This window comes from Candidatus Viridilinea mediisalina (assembly GCF_002532535.1).
Classification (GTDB): Bacteria; Chloroflexota; Chloroflexia; order Chloroflexales; family Chloroflexaceae; genus Viridilinea; species Viridilinea mediisalina.
This window is the reverse complement of the sequence record NZ_NQWI01000117.1, coordinates 1-15,771: the sequence shown is the minus strand read 5'-3', so window position 1 is coordinate 15,771 and position 15,771 is coordinate 1. Positions and strand designations below refer to the sequence as shown.

The following is a 15,771-nucleotide window of genomic DNA, read 5'->3' as shown; positions in this document are numbered from 1 at the left end:
AACAGGCCGCATGCCTCATGACATTCAAGCGCATTGAGACGCCATGTCCGGCTTTCAGCTATCGGCTATCGGCTATCGGATTTGGTATTACCCCAAAGCCCGATAGATCTCCGCCCATTGCGTTAAGCTCACCGTTTCGGCGCGTTGCTGTGGGCTTACGCCAGCGGCGGCGAGGGCGGCGAGAGCTTGGGCGCGGCTCACTGGGCGGCCTTGGGCGGCGAGGCCACTTGGTAGTGCGTTGCCAAGTTGTTTGCGTGCCTGGTGGAAGCCCGCTTTGATGATGCGAAAGAGTTGGTCTACATCGTCTACGACAACGGCGGGCGCGGGGCGGCGGCGGAGGCGCAGAATGGCCGAGGCGACGGCGGGTGCGGGAATGAAACTACTGGCTGGAACTTGGGCTACGAGCTCCGCTTCGGCGTAGAGTTGCACCGAGTGGGCCAGGATGCTCAGGTTACCTTGTGTGGCCGTAATGCGCTGTGCGACCTCCCATTGCACGAGGAGGACGCTGAGTTCAGGGGCATGGCTGGCCTCAAGGAAGTGGCGCAGGACGGCTGAGGTGATGGCGTAGGGCAGGTTGGCGATCAGTTTGTAGGGGCGTTGCAACGTTTGCGCTGCCGCCAGTAATTCAGCGGGAGCCACCCGCAGCACATCGGCCTCCACAATGCTGAGCGGGGCGCTACGGAATTCATCGCGCAGGCGTGCTGCGAGGCGGCGGTCGAGTTCAACTGCGACGGTATGCTCAGCGCGTTGGGTCAGTTCCCAGGTAAGCACCCCCAAGCCTGGCCCCACTTCCACCACAAGATCGTTGGGGCTAAGCTCGGCGGCGGCCACAATCCTGGCCAGCGCCTCGCCGTCCACCAAGAAGTTCTGGCCCATGCCACGGGTTGGACGTAGCTCAAGCGCCCGTAGGGCCGCACGCACACGCTGCGGGCTGAGGTAGGGATTTGTCATGAGGAAGGAGGAAATAGAAAGTAGGAAATAGGAAATAGGTTGTTAGGGATGGTTTCAGGCTACCTTTAGTCGGCTGAGGTCGCCGCCCCCCCGGATGCCGACTAAAGTCGGCACTACGACAGTAAAGAGGTCGCCGCCCCCCCCCCCCGGATGCCGACTAATGGTCTTCCAGAAATTAATCCGGTGTCGCGGCACGGACTAGACCTGATAGATATGCCAGATCTGCGAGGTCTGGTTAGCGGATTATTTACTGGAAGACCATAAGTCGGCACTACGATGCCCGCCCATGGACTATTCAGCATGACAGGCTGCTGGGATACTTGAAAATTTCTGCTTCCCTGAGACGCCATGTCCGGCTTTCAGCTATCGGCTATCGGCTATCGGATTTGGTATTACTACTCCAAAGGCACAAGAATTGTCACCTTGGTGCCCTTGCCGGGCTCGGATTCAAGCTCGGCATTCCCGCCTACCAAGCGTGCCCGTTCGTCAATGTTGAGCAAGCCGAAGGAGCCGCGCTTCTCGTAGCTACGCAAGACGCCCTGGAGATCAAAGCCAGCGCCGTCGTCTTGCACAACCGTCAGCAGATTTTTGCCCTCACGCCGCAGGCGAATCCAGATATGCTTGGCGCGGGCGTGCTTCAACGCATTGTTGACCGCCTCTTGAATGATGTTGAAGAGCGTCCCTTCGGTCTTGGTTTCAAGGTGGACATCCTCAACATCAGAGCCCTCCAAGACAATCTTTGTTCCAGCGTTGTTATTCTGGAAACGTTCAAGGTACTGTTCGAGCGTCACCCGCAGCCCTTGGGTCTCTAGCACGAGGGGGCGCAGCTCAAAGAGCATGGTCCGCACCTCGTAGGTCGTCCGTTTTGACAGGGCACTCATCTTATCGAGTTCTTCGATCACCCGTGAGGGATCGCGTTCAAGCAGGCGCTTAATGAACTCAATGTTCATGGTCAGGGCCGCGAGGGCTTGGGCTGGGCCATCGTGCAGGTCGCGGGCGAGTTGGTGGCGCACGACCTCTTCTTTCGAGATGAGCTTATTGCGCTCCTCTTTGAGATCAAAGATCAGTTGTGCATTCTGCAGCGCAATAATCGCATAGTTAGCCAGGGTGGTCAGATGGTCAATCTGCTCGCCGGTAAAGGAGCCGGGGGTATCAATTGCCACCACCATCATGCCATAGCTCCGCAGATTGGCACGCAGCGGCACAAGGCATGCGCGGGTGCAGCGCTGCAACGTACTAAAACGAGCGAGGTCGGGCTCTTGGCTAGGTACCACCACCCGCGCCTCCGAGCCGCGCAACACCTCCGCAATCCCGGCGTTCACCGTAAGCTGAAGGCTCTGGTCGTTGGCATCAAGCGACTCACTGGCAGCCACAGAGAGCGTATCGGCCTCTTCGCTTGAAAGCAGCACAAAGCCAGTCGTAAAGGGCACGAGCTTACGGCTCTCACGCAGCGTTGATTCAAGAACTTGGCGATAGTCAACCGTCGTTGCGAGGGTATAGGCCACCTCATAGAGTGAGCGCATCTGGTCGCGGTAGGCACGGGCATCATTGAGCGCCTGTTCAGCCTCTTGGCGGGCCAGTTCAACACTCGCACGATTACTCTCACTCCAGCGCTCAGTGAGGCCACTGGTCACCCAAGGCACAAGGGTGAGCGTTAGCGCCCGCAGCCCCATTGCCACACCATCAAGGGCTTCAAATTCGATCCCAGGCGCAAGAATGATATGCCATGCGATAAAGGCGATGCTATAGAACCCAGCGGCCAACACCCCAGAGGCGAGGCTCATCATGGGTGGTTGGCGCACAGCGGCATTGATCAGCGGCAGCAGAAAGAGCGGAAAGAAGACAACCGTACTCTCGCCGCCAAAGAAGGTCATGAGCGAAATAAAGGCCAAATCCACAACATAGGCATAGCTCAGCAGCGGCAACACCGCAGGGATAAAGATGAGCAGGGTTGCCAACACACCAAAGGCAACATAGGCCCACAGCACAATCACCAGCGGAGGACTCGCGATACTCACCGGCCAGAGCGCACCCTCGGTCAGGAAGCTCGTAATCGCAAAGAGCAAAAGCAGGGTAATCCAGCGCGCTAAGGTATAGAAGCGCTCGCCGCCGAGCATGCGCCAGGTATTGGTTTGGGGCTGATTCGACACCGTTGGGGTATTGGTTGAAGTAGTTATGTTCACCGATTTCTATATGGTCGCATGCTGGCTTCGACAAGCTCAGCCACCGCGCCGCTGGCTCGGTGGCTGAGCTTGTCGAAGCCAGCATGTCGAAACCAAGCGGCGCGGCCCAGAACTTTTTCGCGCTAAGAGGTTGTCTGAAAAGCTCGTGGACACGCGTTGGAGTGCCGGCTTTAGCCGGCTGAAGCCGGCACTCCAACGCCAGTTCATGGACTTTTCAGACAGCTTCTGAGGGATGGTTTCAGGGCACTACGACGGTAAAGCTACAAGCGTCTTTCTGAAACCATCTCCCAACGAAAAACCTACAGCGTCTTCAAGGTGTCAAGCGTCGAGCGTACCGCTTCAGCGGACTTGTTGAGCAGAACCATTTCCTCTTCATTGAGCGGCAGCTCAATGATCTTCTCGATGCCACCAGCCCCAAGGATCACGGGAACACCGAAGTAGATGTCGTTCAACCCGTACTGGCCGGTGAGGTAGGCAGCAACGGGAATGACACGCTTCTTGTCCTTGAGTACTGCCTCAACCATCTGGGCGGTAGCAGCAGCGGGGGCATAGTAGGCACTGCCGGTCTTGAGCAGATTGACAATCTCGCCGCCACCCTTGCGGGCACGATCCACAATGGCAGCTAGGCGCTCCGGGCCAATGAACTCGGTCACTGGGATACCGCCAATGGTGGAGAAGCGTGGCAGAGGAACCATCTCATCACCGTGGCCACCCATCAGCATTGCCTGGATGTCCTCAACACTCACCCCCGTCTCCATGGCAATGAAGGTACGATAGCGGGCGCTATCAAGCACGCCAGCCTGGCCCATCACGCGCTCTTTGGGGAAGCCACTCGCCTCAGCGGCGACATAGGTCATGGCATCGAGCGGATTATTGACCATAATAATGATCGCGTTGGGCGAAAGGGGCGCGGCACTGGAGACACAACTGCGCGTAATGTCCGCATTGACTTTGATCAGATCCTCGCGGCTCATGCCGGGTTTACGCGGTGCCCCGGAAGTAATGACAATCACATCGGAGTTGGCGGTATCGGCATAGTCGTTGGTGCCCACCACCCGCGCATCGTAGCCCATCACTGGTGCGGCCTCGTAGAGATCGAGGGCTTTACCTTGCGGGATACCCTCAACAATATCGAGCAGCACAATATCACCCAGTTCAGCAGCGGCACACCAGTGGGCAGTGGTTGATCCAACGAATCCGGAACCAATGATACTGATCTTCTTCCGCATAAGCGGCCTCCTCATACATAACATTGTGGGCATCAGGTTGGTGTTTGCGGTTCAGCATGGACGTGGTAGACTACCGCAATATGCTACACCATAGCGTATTGTAGCATATTAGCATACTGAGTCGCAGACCCTAAAACAGACGGTTTTGGTTTGGGCCTTGTTCAGCGCTTCCATTGGGGCCATCGATCCACGTAAGGCCGAGGTGTTCATAGGCGCGGCGGGTGGCGACGCGACCACGGGGAGTGCGCTGGAGGAAGCCAAGTTGCAGCAGGAAAGGCTCGTAGACATCCTCAATCGCGTCTACCTCTTCGGCCAAGGCGGCGGCAAGGGTCGAGAGGCCAACCGGGCCACCGTTGAAGAGTTCGATGATCGCCCGTAGCAGGCGGCGATCATTCTCGTCTAGGCCCAGATCGTCAACTTCGAGTTGTTGCAATGCGGTACGGGCTACTGCTAGGTCAATCGGGCCTTCGGCAACCACTTGGGCATAGTCGCGCACGCGGCGCAGGAGCCGATTGGCAATACGGGGGGTGCCACGGGCGCGACGGCCCAACTCAAGCGCTGCATCGTCGCTGATGCTTACCCCCAGGATTCCCGCTGAACGGGCTACGATCTCGCACATGGCGGTATCGGAGTAGAATTCGAGGCGATGGGGGGCAACGAAGCGGTCGCGCAGGGGCGAGGTGAGCAGCGCCAAGCGGGTGGTTGCGCCTACCACCGTAAAACGTGGCAACTTCAGGCGCAAACTGCGCGCACTTGGCCCTTTGCCCACAATCAGATCGAGTGCAAAATCCTCCATAGCCGGATAGAGAACCTCCTCAACCACGCGGTTGAGCCGGTGAACTTCATCGATGAAGAGGATGTCATTCTTTTGCAGATTGGTCAGAATAGCGGCAAGATCGCCAGCGCGCTCGATGGCAGGGCCACTGGTGACCTTAATCTTCACCTCCATCTCGTTGGCAATCACATTGGAGAGCGAGGTCTTACCCAAACCAGGCGGCCCATAGAAGAGCGTATGGTCAAGCGGCTCACCGCGCCCACGGGCGGCGCTGATGGCGATGCGGAGTTGCGCGACCACCTTTTCTTGACCGATGAATTCGGCCAGATTGCGGGGACGTAGGCTCTTTTCGACCTGTTGGTCGTCATTCGCAGGCTTAGGGCTTACCAGTCGCTCATCATCTTCCATGGTTGCTCCGCACGGGTGTGTTCTTGCCGCTTTGCATTATACCGTATCGGCTTGTAGGTTGGGGCTACGCCCCAAACCCCGTTTTTTGTTCTGTTGTGGCGGCTTTGCCGCCACAACAGAACAACAAGAGTTTTCTTGGGGGAGGCGAAGCCTCCCCCAACCCCCCGCCGGAGGCGAACATAAGGCGTATGGGCTGTGCCCCCAAACCTCTGTCGGAAGGCGTAGCTTGGCCTAGCCCCCCAACTCTGACATGCCGCGTAGGGTGGGCAAGACGCCTTCGGGCAGGCCGTGGCCCCAGGGTTTCAGATAGACTGCATGGCGGATGATCTGCTCAAGTTTGGCTTGGCTGGCTCCATTGCGGAGGGCGGCCCGCAGATCCACTTCGTTGTCGCGCAGGAGGCAGAGGTGCAGGCGTCCGTCGGCAGTGAGGCGCATACGGTTGCATGTGTCACAGAAGGGATCGGTGACGGCGCTGATGAAGCCGAGTTTGCCAGGGGCACCAGGAATGCGATAGCAGCGCGCTGGGTCGGCGGCATGGTGTTCTTCAAGTTGCAACGGGCCAAAGTGGGCTTCGATGTGTGCGATCAATTCACTGGTACTCACCACGCCATCTTCGGCGAGGTTGGCGACACCAGAGAGCGGCATGACTTCGATGAAGCGTAGTTCCCAGGGGTAGCGGGTGGTGAGGGAGGCTAACGCAACCACTTCATCATCGTTCAGGCCACGTACAATCACCGCATTGAGCTTGATGGGGTGCAGACCGGCAGCATTGGCGGCTTCAATACCGGCCCAGACATCGTCGAGGTTAGCGCCATAGCTGATCTGACGGAACTTGAGCGGATCGAGGCTATCAATGCTAATGTTGACCCGATCAAGCCCTGCGGCTTTCAACTGGTGAGCTTGATGGCGCAGACGTAACGCATTGGAGGTCATCGCAATATGCTCAATGCCAGGCAGCGCCTTCATTGCTCGGATCAACTCCACGAGGTCTTGACGCAGCGTTGGTTCACCGCCAGTAAGCCGCAGCTTCCGAAAACCCGCCGTAGCAGCAGCCTGTACCACGCGCAGTAATTCCGCGTTGGTCAACAACTCCGGACGCGGCGCAAACTGCATGCCCACAACAGGCATACAGTAGACGCAACGCATATTGCAGCGGTCGGTCAATGAGATGCGCAGGTAATCAATCCGTCGCCCAAAGCTATCGCATGCAGGCTGGTGCGTAGCGTAATGGGGCATGCTCGCTGCTTCAAAGAGGGTAATGGGGACGGTACCCGCCATTGGGTGATCACGGTTCATTGTGATCCTCGGTTATTTCAGTGTGAATTATTGCACAAACTTCAGCACCGAAATGCGGGCGGCGAGTTGGCGCGCCACTTGGCGGAAGGTTTCGGCGTAGGCATCGGGAGCAGCGTTGCTCACTGCGGGGTTGCCACTATCGCCCCCGGCGCGCACAGCCATGCCCAGAGGAATCTGGCCCAGCAGCGGCACGCCAAGTTGCGTCGAGAGCCGTTCAGCGCCGCCGCTACCAAAAATATCGTAGCGTGTGCCCGTATCTGGCGCAACAAAGTAGGCCATGTTTTCAACAATGCCGAGCAGTGGGACATTGACCTTCTTGAGCATCTCCATCGCCTTGATCACATCGGTGGTAGCCACCGCTTGGGGCGTCGTGACAATCAGGCTGCCGGTGAGCGGCAAGCTCTGCGCAAGAGTGAGCGCAATGTCGCTGGTGCCGGGCGGCATATCAATGATCAGGTAGTCGAGCGGTGCCCATGCCACATCATAGAGAAACTGGCGCAGCAACTGGCTGGCCATAGGGCCGCGCCAGATCACCGGCTGGTTCTCATCAATCATAAAGCCCACCGACATGAGCTTAATGCCATGGCCCTCAAGCGGCAGGATCATAGCCTTGCCCTGCTCATTCTGCACCGCCTGGGGCTGGCCGTTGATGCCCAGCATCAATGGGAGACTAGGGCCAAAGACATCGGCATCGAGCAACCCAACGCTGGCCCCCTCTTGGGCGAGGGCCACCGCCAGATTGACCGCAACGGTACTCTTGCCCACCCCGCCCTTACCAGCGGCGACCGCCAACACATTGGAGACGCCAGGAATCGGGGCTTGTTCCGGCAGACCGGCGTGCTGGCGGGTATTGGCGCTAAACTCCAGCAGCACCGTTTCAACCCCCGGCACTGCGGCGACCGCCGCCTCAGCCTCGGCGCGAATCTGATCCTTCAACGGGCATGCGGGCGTGGTCAATTCCACTGTAAAACTGACACGACCGCCGTCAACCTGCACATCCTTGATCATACGCCGCGAAACGAGATCACCACCCAACTCCGGCTCTTGCACTTGGCTGAGGGCGTTCAGCACCTGCTGCTCGGTGACCTGCACATCGCGCGAAGAGAGACCCATAGCACGCTACTCCAATCCTAGCATAGTTGTCTGATATGATCTAGTATAATACCATTTCCGATTGTAGATTGTAGATTTCAGATTGTAGATTGCCGAACATGGCATCCCAAAGAGCTTGAGCGTTCTTGATTGTGCGGGATGTTCAAGGGTAATTGGCAATAACGCAAAAACTACACAGTTGATGGTTTAGAACGTTTGCCGCTGTAGCGACCGCTAGGGCTTTGGGATGCCCTGGATGGCCCTCACCCCTACCCCCTTCGACAGGCTCTGGTTCGACAGGCTCTGGTTCGGCAAGCTCTGGTTCGGCAGGCTCACCAACCGGGCACCGCCTCTCCCACAACGTGGGAGAGGGGCGCAGGCAACGCTGTTTTTGTGCGTTCCTTTGCGCTCTTTTGCGGCGTTCCTTGCGCTTGAAGTTATCCCTCGCGTTCCCACCCGCTCTCTGCTTGGGCCTGTTTGGGGCGTTTGGCTTTGGCCACGCGCTCGCTGCGCCCTGGCTGGAGCATGCGGACTGCCAGAGCCAGACAGATCAGCGTCAGTACCAGCGAGATTGCAATATAGGCCAGCCAGGGTGCAGGCACCAACAGATCGCCTTGGGTTGAAGTCATTGTGAAGTAGAACGGCCCCTCGCCTTCACCGAGCATCACGGCGCTTGCGCCGAGGGCAATGAAGGGGTGGAGACACAGGATAAAGCCCATGCTATAGATAAAGAGCGGGCTATCAAAGTTGATCACCGGATCGAGTAAAATCGTGCTAATCGTGAGGATAAAGGGAACCGCCAGCAATATCAGGATCACGCTGCCCTGGGCCATAACGGTTGCCGCAAGGGTAGTCCGCATCACACTTGACCAGAAGAGGCCAACGGTGGCATAACAGATCGCGGTGACGACTAGGCCAGCGATGCCGATCAGCAACTCCATGCCGCTCACGCCCCCAAAGAGGAAAGAGAGCCCTGCCATAGGTAGGGCGGCAAAGATCAGGAGCAGCGCAAAGGCTAAGGCTGACGTGAGTTTGCCCAGTGCAATCTGAAGCGGTGAGAGCAGCGTGGTCATGAGCAGATCATAGCTCTGCCGCTCACGTTCGCCCGAAATAGCACCTGCTGTGAGTGAGGGGGTAATGATACAGACCTGAATAAGACTCACGATCATCACCGTGAAGAAGATCGCCTTGCCCACCTCGCGCCCCGGCCCCGCAGCGGGATCATTGATGCCGTGGCGGAAGGAACTTGCTACGGCCATATAGATCAGCAGGGTGACAACCGCAATGATGCTGAGATAGACCACCAACATGGCTAAGGCGCGTTTGCCACGGATGCGCCCGCGCAATTCGCGGGTCAGTACAGGGTTGGCGAGGAGTTTCATAGTTGTATCTTTACACACCTGTTGCTGTTTGGCAACGAAAATCAACAGGCAAAGCTATGCGGGGGCGGAATTGCCGCCCCCGCATCGTATCGCAGCGAAGCTGCCCAACGAGTGAATGTCTGTACTTACGTTGGTTGCGCAACCACCATCCTTTGCTCACGGTAACTGTTGAGCATAAAGTTGCCATACTGCCAAGCCCCAATAGTGAAGAGCATCTGGGCAAAGGTCTGGCTGAGTTGCATGAACCAGACAGTTGAGATAGCCGGGTTGGGGATTTCAGCCATCTGCGACATAATCAGCACAATGACAATGGTGCCAAGGAAGAGCGACCCGGTGAGCCACATCTTGCGCCCGAAGGAGGCGAGGACGAGCATGCCAAGCAGACCAATGTTCGAGATGGTGGCGAGCAGGATCAGCGGCACGCGCCAAGGGCCACCGTTCAGCGCAATGATGGACGAGATGGCTGCAAAGATAGCAATGACCACCAGCGGCACGAGCCAGGGGTTCTTGAGCGGGGGCTGGTTGCGGAACTTGCGACGTACCTGGTAGAGCGCCCAGGCTACAAGGGTAAAGCCGGGGGCCACAAAAGCAAAGAGGCCACGGTTCATAAAGACAATATCTGGGCCATTTGCCGCGAGAATCAGTTTGCCCGTAGCTTTGAGGGTTCCACCAACCAGCGCGAGCACCATGCCAATCAGGGCCATACGCCCCAGTTTTTCATCAATCTGCCACGTCATGCGGGTGAGTAGCGCCAACGCAAAACCGGAGAAGATAACCGTCATGTAGTCCTGCAACGCCAACGGAATCGTGTAACCCATCTCGTTCGCTCCTGTCTGCTCAGATAACGAAGCCAACCCTATTGTAACGCTTATTGTATATATGTCACGAGAATTTCGCAAGTTGCTTAGAGGCTGTCTGAAAAGTCTATGGGTTGGCGTTGGAGTGCCGGCTTTAGCCGGCTAAAGCCGGCAACTCCAGCGTGTGCCCTCCGGCTTTTCAGACAGCTTCTTAGGGCTACGTCAACAACATTCAATTTGCCACAGCCTCACGAGACTGCTATGATGCGCGGAGCGAAAGCAGAGAGCCACACACCATGATCTGGACCATCTCAGACCTTCACCTTTCCCATGCTCGGCCTAAGCCGATGGATATTTTTGGGCCCCATTGGAAAGACCATGCCGAGCGTATTGCGGCGGCGTGGCGTGCGCGGGTGGCTGCGGATGACTGGGTGCTGGTGGCGGGCGACATCTCGTGGGCGATGAAATTGCCCGATGCGTTGTTGGATTTGCGCTGGATTGATGCCCTGCCTGGGCGTAAGGTGTTGATTCGTGGCAACCATGATTATTGGTGTTCGCGGCGGGTACGTCCGCTGCGCCCTCATCTGCCGCCTTCGTTGACGCTGCTTGGTGCTGATGCTTGTGATCTAGGCACTGCGGTTGTCTGTGGGACGCGGGGCTGGATTACGCCGGAGGTGCCAGGGTATACCCCCGCAACCGACGAGCCGATCTATCTGCGCGAATTGGGCATGCTTGAGCGTGCTTTGGCACATGCCACCAGTTTGGCCGCCGGACAGAAGCCGATTATTGTGATGCTGCACTATCCGCCCTTCTTTACCCAACAGCCAACCGAGTTTGTCCATCGGATTGCCGCCTGCCCTGGTGTGCGTGCCTGCATCTATGGCCATCTGCACCGGCGTCAAGACCATGAGCATGCTGTTAATCGCATAGTGGATGGTATTTCGTACCAGTTAACCTCGGCTGATTTTGTGCAATTTGGGCCGGTGGCGGTACGTGGATTATTGTGATGGTAAGCCTTATTGAATCTCAATCGGACGCGCTGGAGCGTAGGCAGACGCAGTTGGTACCAGTAGTGATGCAACGTCGTAGCTTTGATTTGGTGACTTCGCTCTTGGTTGTGTTGCTGCTGAGTCTGTTGGTAGGGCTTATGGCCTACCAGAATCCGGCCTCCGGGCGTGTCGCGGTTGGCTGGTTGGGTGACCGGCTCTTTTTAGGTACTACGTCTGGCCTTGGGGCCGATGCGGTGCTGCGCGGCGATTTTTTTGCCGATGATCTGACGCCTGGCTCGCCAACGGGGCGTAGTCGCTGGACCCGGCAGCATGCGCGGGTGGTGTTGCCCAACCTTGGCAGCGGGGCCGATCTGAAGCTTACCCTACTGGTGCAGGGCTGGCCCGACGATGTGCTGGATGCCCCCGTAGCCCAGCCGACGGTCGCGGTGCTTGCCGATGGGACGCTGCTCGGCAGTTTTCAACCGACCAGTGCGTGGGCCAGTTATGAACTGCGGCTGCCTGCAACGGCCCGTACTGGCGCTGATTTGACCCTCGATCTTGAGGTGGATCATACCTTTACTGATACCGCCTCGTTCGGGGTGGATCCGCGTCCCAAAGGCATCCGTCTCGCTGAGGTGCGGCTTCAGGCGCTGCAAGATGCGCCCACCTTAACCTTCTATCCTCCGGCATGGCGTGCGCTGGGGCTGATGGCCCTAGGGGCGCTGCTGCTCTATCTGCTGGTCAGCCGTTGGGTGCAGCAGACCGCCGCTGTCTATGGGCTGACGACGGTGGGCGTTGGGCTGGCCGGGATTGGCTTGGCAGTGGCGCGCATCTGGATGGGGGCGATCCTGCAGGTGGCCCTGCTGCTCCTGTTGCTCCTGCTGCTGTTGGCCTGGCGTCGCCCCCTGCTGCTGCTGGTGCGGGCTCTTGTGCGCCGCTTTACCTATGGCTTGGCTTTGGGCTATGGGCTGGTGACGGCGGCTCTGGTGCTCTTTGGCTATGCCTTGGCCGAACTGTTGGGCTGGTTGAGCAATGTTGGGTCGCCACTCTTTGTACAGACCTTTCCCGACTCGTTGCTCTACGGGCTGCTCGGTACAGGCGTGCTGGCGTTGGTGCTGGTGCTTGGGCGCGAGGGGTTGCCCCGCCTAGCCGATGCTATGGTCAACTTCATTGGCTCGCGCCGTGGCTCGCTGGGTCTGCTGTGGGCCTTTGGGCTGATCTGGATTGGCTATCAGGCTTGGGTGGTGGCCTACATGCCCTATCTTGGCCACGCCGACTACTCCGATAACGCGGTGGTTGCGCGCAATCTGGCCCAAGGGCGTGGCTGGGTGGTAGACTATGTTACCCAGTTCTACTATATCATTGAGGGTACCACCCGCCCCCAAGAGACCTGGCCGTTGCTTCAGCCGGTCTGGATTGTGCCCTTTTTCCTGCTCTTTGGCCCTGAGGAGTGGGCGGCAAAGTTGCCAAATTTGCTCTTTAATCTTCTGCTCCTTGTGCTGATCTACCAGATCGGTACGCGCCTCTGGGATCGGCGCGTGGGCCTGACTGCCGCGATCTTTGTGCTGACCAACTACCTCTTTTTTCGCCTCACGATCTATGTGACGAGCGATTTGGCCTTTGTGGTCTTTAGTGTAGGGGCGATCTATTGTCTCTATCGGGCTGTGGGGGGAGGGGAGAACAGAGAACAGAGAACAGGGGGTAAAGAACAGAGAACAGAGAACAGAGAACAGGGGGTAAAGAACAGAGAACAGAGAGCAGGGAGCAGGGAGCAGGGGGCAGGGAGCAGGGGGCAGGGGGCAGGGAGCAGGGAGCAGGGAGCAGGGAGCAGAGAACAGGGAACAGAGAACAGAGAACAGGGGGCAGAGAACAGGGAGCAATTCCCAGTTTTCGGCTCCTCGCCTCCTGCATCCTCGCCTCCCGCATCCTCGCCTCCCGCATCCTCGCCTCCCGCATCCTCGGCTCTCGGCTCTCGGCTATCATCGCGCGGCTACCTGCTGCTGGCGGGGGTGCTGACGGGGTTGATGATGTTGCAGAAGCCGTCGGGGGCGATGCTGGCCTTGGGGATGGGGCTCTGGTTTTTGGCGCAACGCTGGCACACCGAGGGGCGTGGGTTGCTGCGCGCGTTGACGCCGCAGCGCGTGTGGCTCATGATAGCGCCGGTGGCGCTCTGGACAATCATTGCGTTGGTGGTGCTTTCGCCCTATCTGGCGCGGAATCTGGCACTCTTTGGCAAACCGGTCTATTCTACCGAAAGCTATGATGCGTGGGTTTTGGGCTATCGCGGTAATACTGGCGATGCTTGGGAAGAGATTTACCGCGTCTTTGTGCCTGAGTTGGGGGGGCCGGGGCGACCCGACCGGAGTTGGATTCTGCGCTGGGGTTTTGATAAGACATTGGAGAAGTTTGAGCAGCAGGTGATGGCGCTGCGTGACTATATCGTACCTGTGTGGTACGGGTTGCCAGCGGCGCTTGACGGGCTGGTGAGTGCCAATGAGCGGCGCAATATTGCTGCGCCTATTGGGGCTTGGCTGGCGCTGATTGGCTGCGTAGGGGCATTGCGCTTCCGACGGCGGATCTTGGGGCTTTTGCTCACAACCTATACACCCTATGTGATCTTTATGCTCACCTATTGGCGCACCAACGAAGAGCGCTATTGGGTCATCCTGATTCCATGGCTGGCGCTGCTGGGCGCGTGGGCGCTCTGGGCGGGCTATGATGCGCTGGCAGCGCTTGGGGATCGGCGTTGGGCCCCGTTGGGCCTGATTCTGGTGGGCGTGCTTATCAGTGGGGTTGTGAGTTTTTCGCGGCCCGATATTGCCCAAAAGGTGCGTGATGAGATTGCGATTTGGCAGCCTGACCTTGATGCCTATGCTTGGCTAACGCAGCATACGACGCCGGGGGCGGTGGTGATGACCCGCATTCCCTGGCAGCTCCATTGGCATACCGAACGTCCAGCGGTGATGATTCCTAATACCGGAGATCGGGAGTTACTGCTCTACTTGGCGCAGCACTACAATGCCCAGTATCTGGTGCTAGAGAACCAGCAGCGCGTCAAGGGTGATGCGGGTCGCCTGCTCGCTCCATTGCTCGATCACCGTAATCAGGTGGGCCAGGTGATTGATGGCTTTGAGTTGATTTATGCGAGTCCGACTGAAGATTTTCGGGCGTTTATTTATCGTTTTCCTCAAGGGGCTTCGCCCTAAATATTGTAAGAAGCTGTCTGAAAAACTAGTAGGTACGCGTTGGAGTGCCGGCTTTAGCCGGCTGAAGCCGGCACTCCAACGCCAGTTCATAGACGTTTCAGACAGCCTCTAAGGTTTGCAAGTGAACCAAGCCTCCTCGCGCACCCTACAATATCTAATGAGAATCCCATGCGTATTTTAATGCTGGCGTCATCGTTTCCGAAGTGGCCTGGGGAGACGACCGCTCCCTTTATGGAAGAGATTGCGGCGGGCGTGGCGGCGCGTGGCCATGCGGTGACCTTGCTGCTGCCCTACCACCCCGAGTTGCAGCGGGCTACCGTCGAGCGCGCTGTCCGGCTGCGGGTCTACCGCTATGCGCCCCATCGGGCGCTGAATGTCTGGGGCTATGCCCAGTCGCTCTTCAGTGATACGCAGGTGAAGTTTCGCACCCTGGTGGCGGCGCCGTTTGCCCTTGGGGCGGCAACCCAAGCGCTTATGGCAGAGTTGGAGCAGGCCCGACGGGCGGGGCATGCCTACGATCTTGTACATGCCCATTGGGTGCTGCCCAATGGCCCGCCCGCCGCCTTGCCTGCGGCGCTCTTTGGCCTGCCGCTGGTGGTTAGTCTCCACGGCAGCGACATCTACCTCGCCGAGCGCCACTGGGCTTTGGCGCTGGTTGCGGCACTGACGCTGCGGGCGGCTGATGCCGTGACAGCCTGTAGTGGCGATCTGCGGGCCCGCGCCTTAGCCTTGGGCGCACGTCCAGCAACAAGCCATGTGATTCCCTATGGGGTTGATGTGGGCCAATTTCGCCCCGATCCCCATGCCCGTGCTGCCGTACGCAACGAATTGGGACTCCCCGCCGCTGCGCCAGTGGTGCTAGGGCTGGGGCGTTTGGTAGCCAAAAAGGGCTTTGGCGTGCTGCTGGAGGCATGGCCTACGGTGTTGCGTACATGTCCTGATGCAACATTGGTGCTTGTAGGCTATGGCGATCTGCGGGCCAGCCTTGAAGCCCAGGCCGCCGCCTTGGGCATCAGTGGGCGCGTGCGCTTCACGGGCCAACTGGAGCGCACGCGCACCGCCGCCTACCTCGCTGCCGCCGATGTCTTCGCGTTGCCGATTGTGCGCGACGGGGTGGACGGGCTGCCCAACACCCTCTTGGAAGCCATGGGTGCGGGGCGGGCGATTGTGGCCTCACGTGTCGCCGGGGTGCCTGATGTCCTCGATGATGGGTGCCATGGCCTGATTGTGCCTGAACGCAACCCTGAGCGTCTCGCCACCGCGTTGGTGCGTCTGCTCACCGATCATGATCTGGCTACGCGCCTCGGCCACGCCGCCCGCGTCCGTGTGGAGCAGGAATTAACCTGGCAGCAGACGGCACGGAGGTATGCGGCGGTGCTGGAGGCTATAGCCGATAGCCGATAGCCGATAGCCGATAGCCGATAGCCGATAGCCGATAGCCGATAGCCGATAGCCGATAGCCG

At 58.7% G+C, this 15,771-nt stretch carries 11 protein-coding genes; 3 read left to right on the top strand and 8 right to left on the bottom strand.

Features of this window, described 5'->3' with window-relative positions; translation table 11 throughout:
* Positions 1–87: 87 nt before the first annotated feature.
* The 8 genes from rsmA to CJ255_RS17835 all read right to left on the bottom strand — a co-directional run bounded on the left by rsmA (position 88) and on the right by CJ255_RS17835 (position 10,134).
* Positions 88–951: a 16S rRNA (adenine(1518)-N(6)/adenine(1519)-N(6))-dimethyltransferase RsmA gene (gene rsmA, locus CJ255_RS17870; RefSeq protein WP_097645455.1), complete on the bottom strand. Its 864-nt coding sequence runs from the start codon at positions 949–951 to the stop codon at positions 88–90.
* Positions 952–1,346: 395 nt separating this feature from the next.
* Complete coding sequence (locus tag CJ255_RS17865) at positions 1,347–3,134, bottom strand: GAF domain-containing sensor histidine kinase (protein WP_245863539.1); 1,788 nt, start codon at positions 3,132–3,134, stop codon at positions 1,347–1,349.
* Between the two features lie 299 nt (positions 3,135–3,433).
* Positions 3,434–4,363, bottom strand: coding sequence for a malate dehydrogenase (gene mdh, locus CJ255_RS17860; protein WP_097645454.1), 930 nt, complete (start codon positions 4,361–4,363; stop codon positions 3,434–3,436).
* 130 nt (positions 4,364–4,493) lie between these two features.
* Positions 4,494–5,546: a Holliday junction branch migration DNA helicase RuvB gene (ruvB, locus tag CJ255_RS17855; RefSeq protein WP_097645453.1), complete on the bottom strand. Its 1,053-nt coding sequence runs from the start codon at positions 5,544–5,546 to the stop codon at positions 4,494–4,496.
* Positions 5,547–5,777: 231 nt separating this feature from the next.
* Positions 5,778–6,842: a GTP 3',8-cyclase MoaA gene (moaA, locus tag CJ255_RS17850; protein WP_097645452.1), complete on the bottom strand. Its 1,065-nt coding sequence runs from the start codon at positions 6,840–6,842 to the stop codon at positions 5,778–5,780.
* A gap of 27 nt (positions 6,843–6,869) precedes the next feature.
* Positions 6,870–7,955: an Mrp/NBP35 family ATP-binding protein gene (locus CJ255_RS17845; protein WP_097645451.1), complete on the bottom strand. Its 1,086-nt coding sequence runs from the start codon at positions 7,953–7,955 to the stop codon at positions 6,870–6,872.
* A 416-nt stretch (positions 7,956–8,371) separates the two neighbouring features.
* Positions 8,372–9,316, bottom strand: coding sequence for an ABC transporter permease (locus tag CJ255_RS17840; RefSeq protein WP_124681999.1), 945 nt, complete (start codon positions 9,314–9,316; stop codon positions 8,372–8,374).
* Positions 9,317–9,441: 125 nt separating this feature from the next.
* Positions 9,442–10,134 (bottom strand): hypothetical protein, encoded by a 693-nt coding sequence (locus tag CJ255_RS17835; RefSeq protein WP_097645450.1) that lies wholly within the window; start codon positions 10,132–10,134, stop codon positions 9,442–9,444.
* A gap of 275 nt (positions 10,135–10,409) precedes the next feature.
* On the opposite strand from CJ255_RS17835, the gene CJ255_RS17830 reads away from it, so the two are divergent.
* The 3 genes from CJ255_RS17830 (at position 10,410) to CJ255_RS17815 (ending at position 15,712) form a co-directional block, all read left to right on the top strand.
* A complete protein-coding gene (locus CJ255_RS17830) occupies positions 10,410–11,120 on the top strand; it encodes a metallophosphoesterase (protein WP_097645449.1) in 711 nt (236 codons plus the stop codon).
* On the top strand, positions 11,120–14,308 hold the full coding sequence (locus CJ255_RS24510; protein WP_245863537.1) for an ArnT family glycosyltransferase: 3,189 nt from the start codon (positions 11,120–11,122) through the stop codon (positions 14,306–14,308). The genes CJ255_RS17830 and CJ255_RS24510 overlap by 1 nt, the downstream gene beginning before the upstream one ends.
* 168 nt (positions 14,309–14,476) lie before the next feature.
* Entirely contained in the window at positions 14,477–15,712 is a 1,236-nt protein-coding gene (locus tag CJ255_RS17815) for a glycosyltransferase family 4 protein (protein WP_097645448.1), read from the top strand.
* Positions 15,713–15,771 lie beyond the last annotated feature (59 nt).

Coding starts and splice junctions, on each gene's coding strand:
- rsmA (WP_097645455.1), bottom strand. CDS start 951: ATGACAAATCCCTACCTCAGCCCGCAGCGTGTGCGTGCGGCCCTACGG.
- mdh (WP_097645454.1), bottom strand. CDS start 4,363: ATGCGGAAGAAGATCAGTATCATTGGTTCCGGATTCGTTGGATCAACC.
- CJ255_RS17840 (WP_124681999.1), bottom strand. CDS start 9,316: ATGAAACTCCTCGCCAACCCTGTACTGACCCGCGAATTGCGCGGGCGC.
- ruvB (WP_097645453.1), bottom strand. CDS start 5,546: ATGGAAGATGATGAGCGACTGGTAAGCCCTAAGCCTGCGAATGACGAC.
- CJ255_RS17830 (WP_097645449.1), top strand. CDS start 10,410: ATGATCTGGACCATCTCAGACCTTCACCTTTCCCATGCTCGGCCTAAG.
- CJ255_RS17815 (WP_097645448.1), top strand. CDS start 14,477: ATGCGTATTTTAATGCTGGCGTCATCGTTTCCGAAGTGGCCTGGGGAG.
- CJ255_RS17845 (WP_097645451.1), bottom strand. CDS start 7,955: ATGGGTCTCTCTTCGCGCGATGTGCAGGTCACCGAGCAGCAGGTGCTG.
- CJ255_RS17835 (WP_097645450.1), bottom strand. CDS start 10,134: ATGGGTTACACGATTCCGTTGGCGTTGCAGGACTACATGACGGTTATC.
- CJ255_RS24510 (WP_245863537.1), top strand. CDS start 11,120: ATGGTAAGCCTTATTGAATCTCAATCGGACGCGCTGGAGCGTAGGCAG.
- moaA (WP_097645452.1), bottom strand. CDS start 6,842: ATGAACCGTGATCACCCAATGGCGGGTACCGTCCCCATTACCCTCTTT.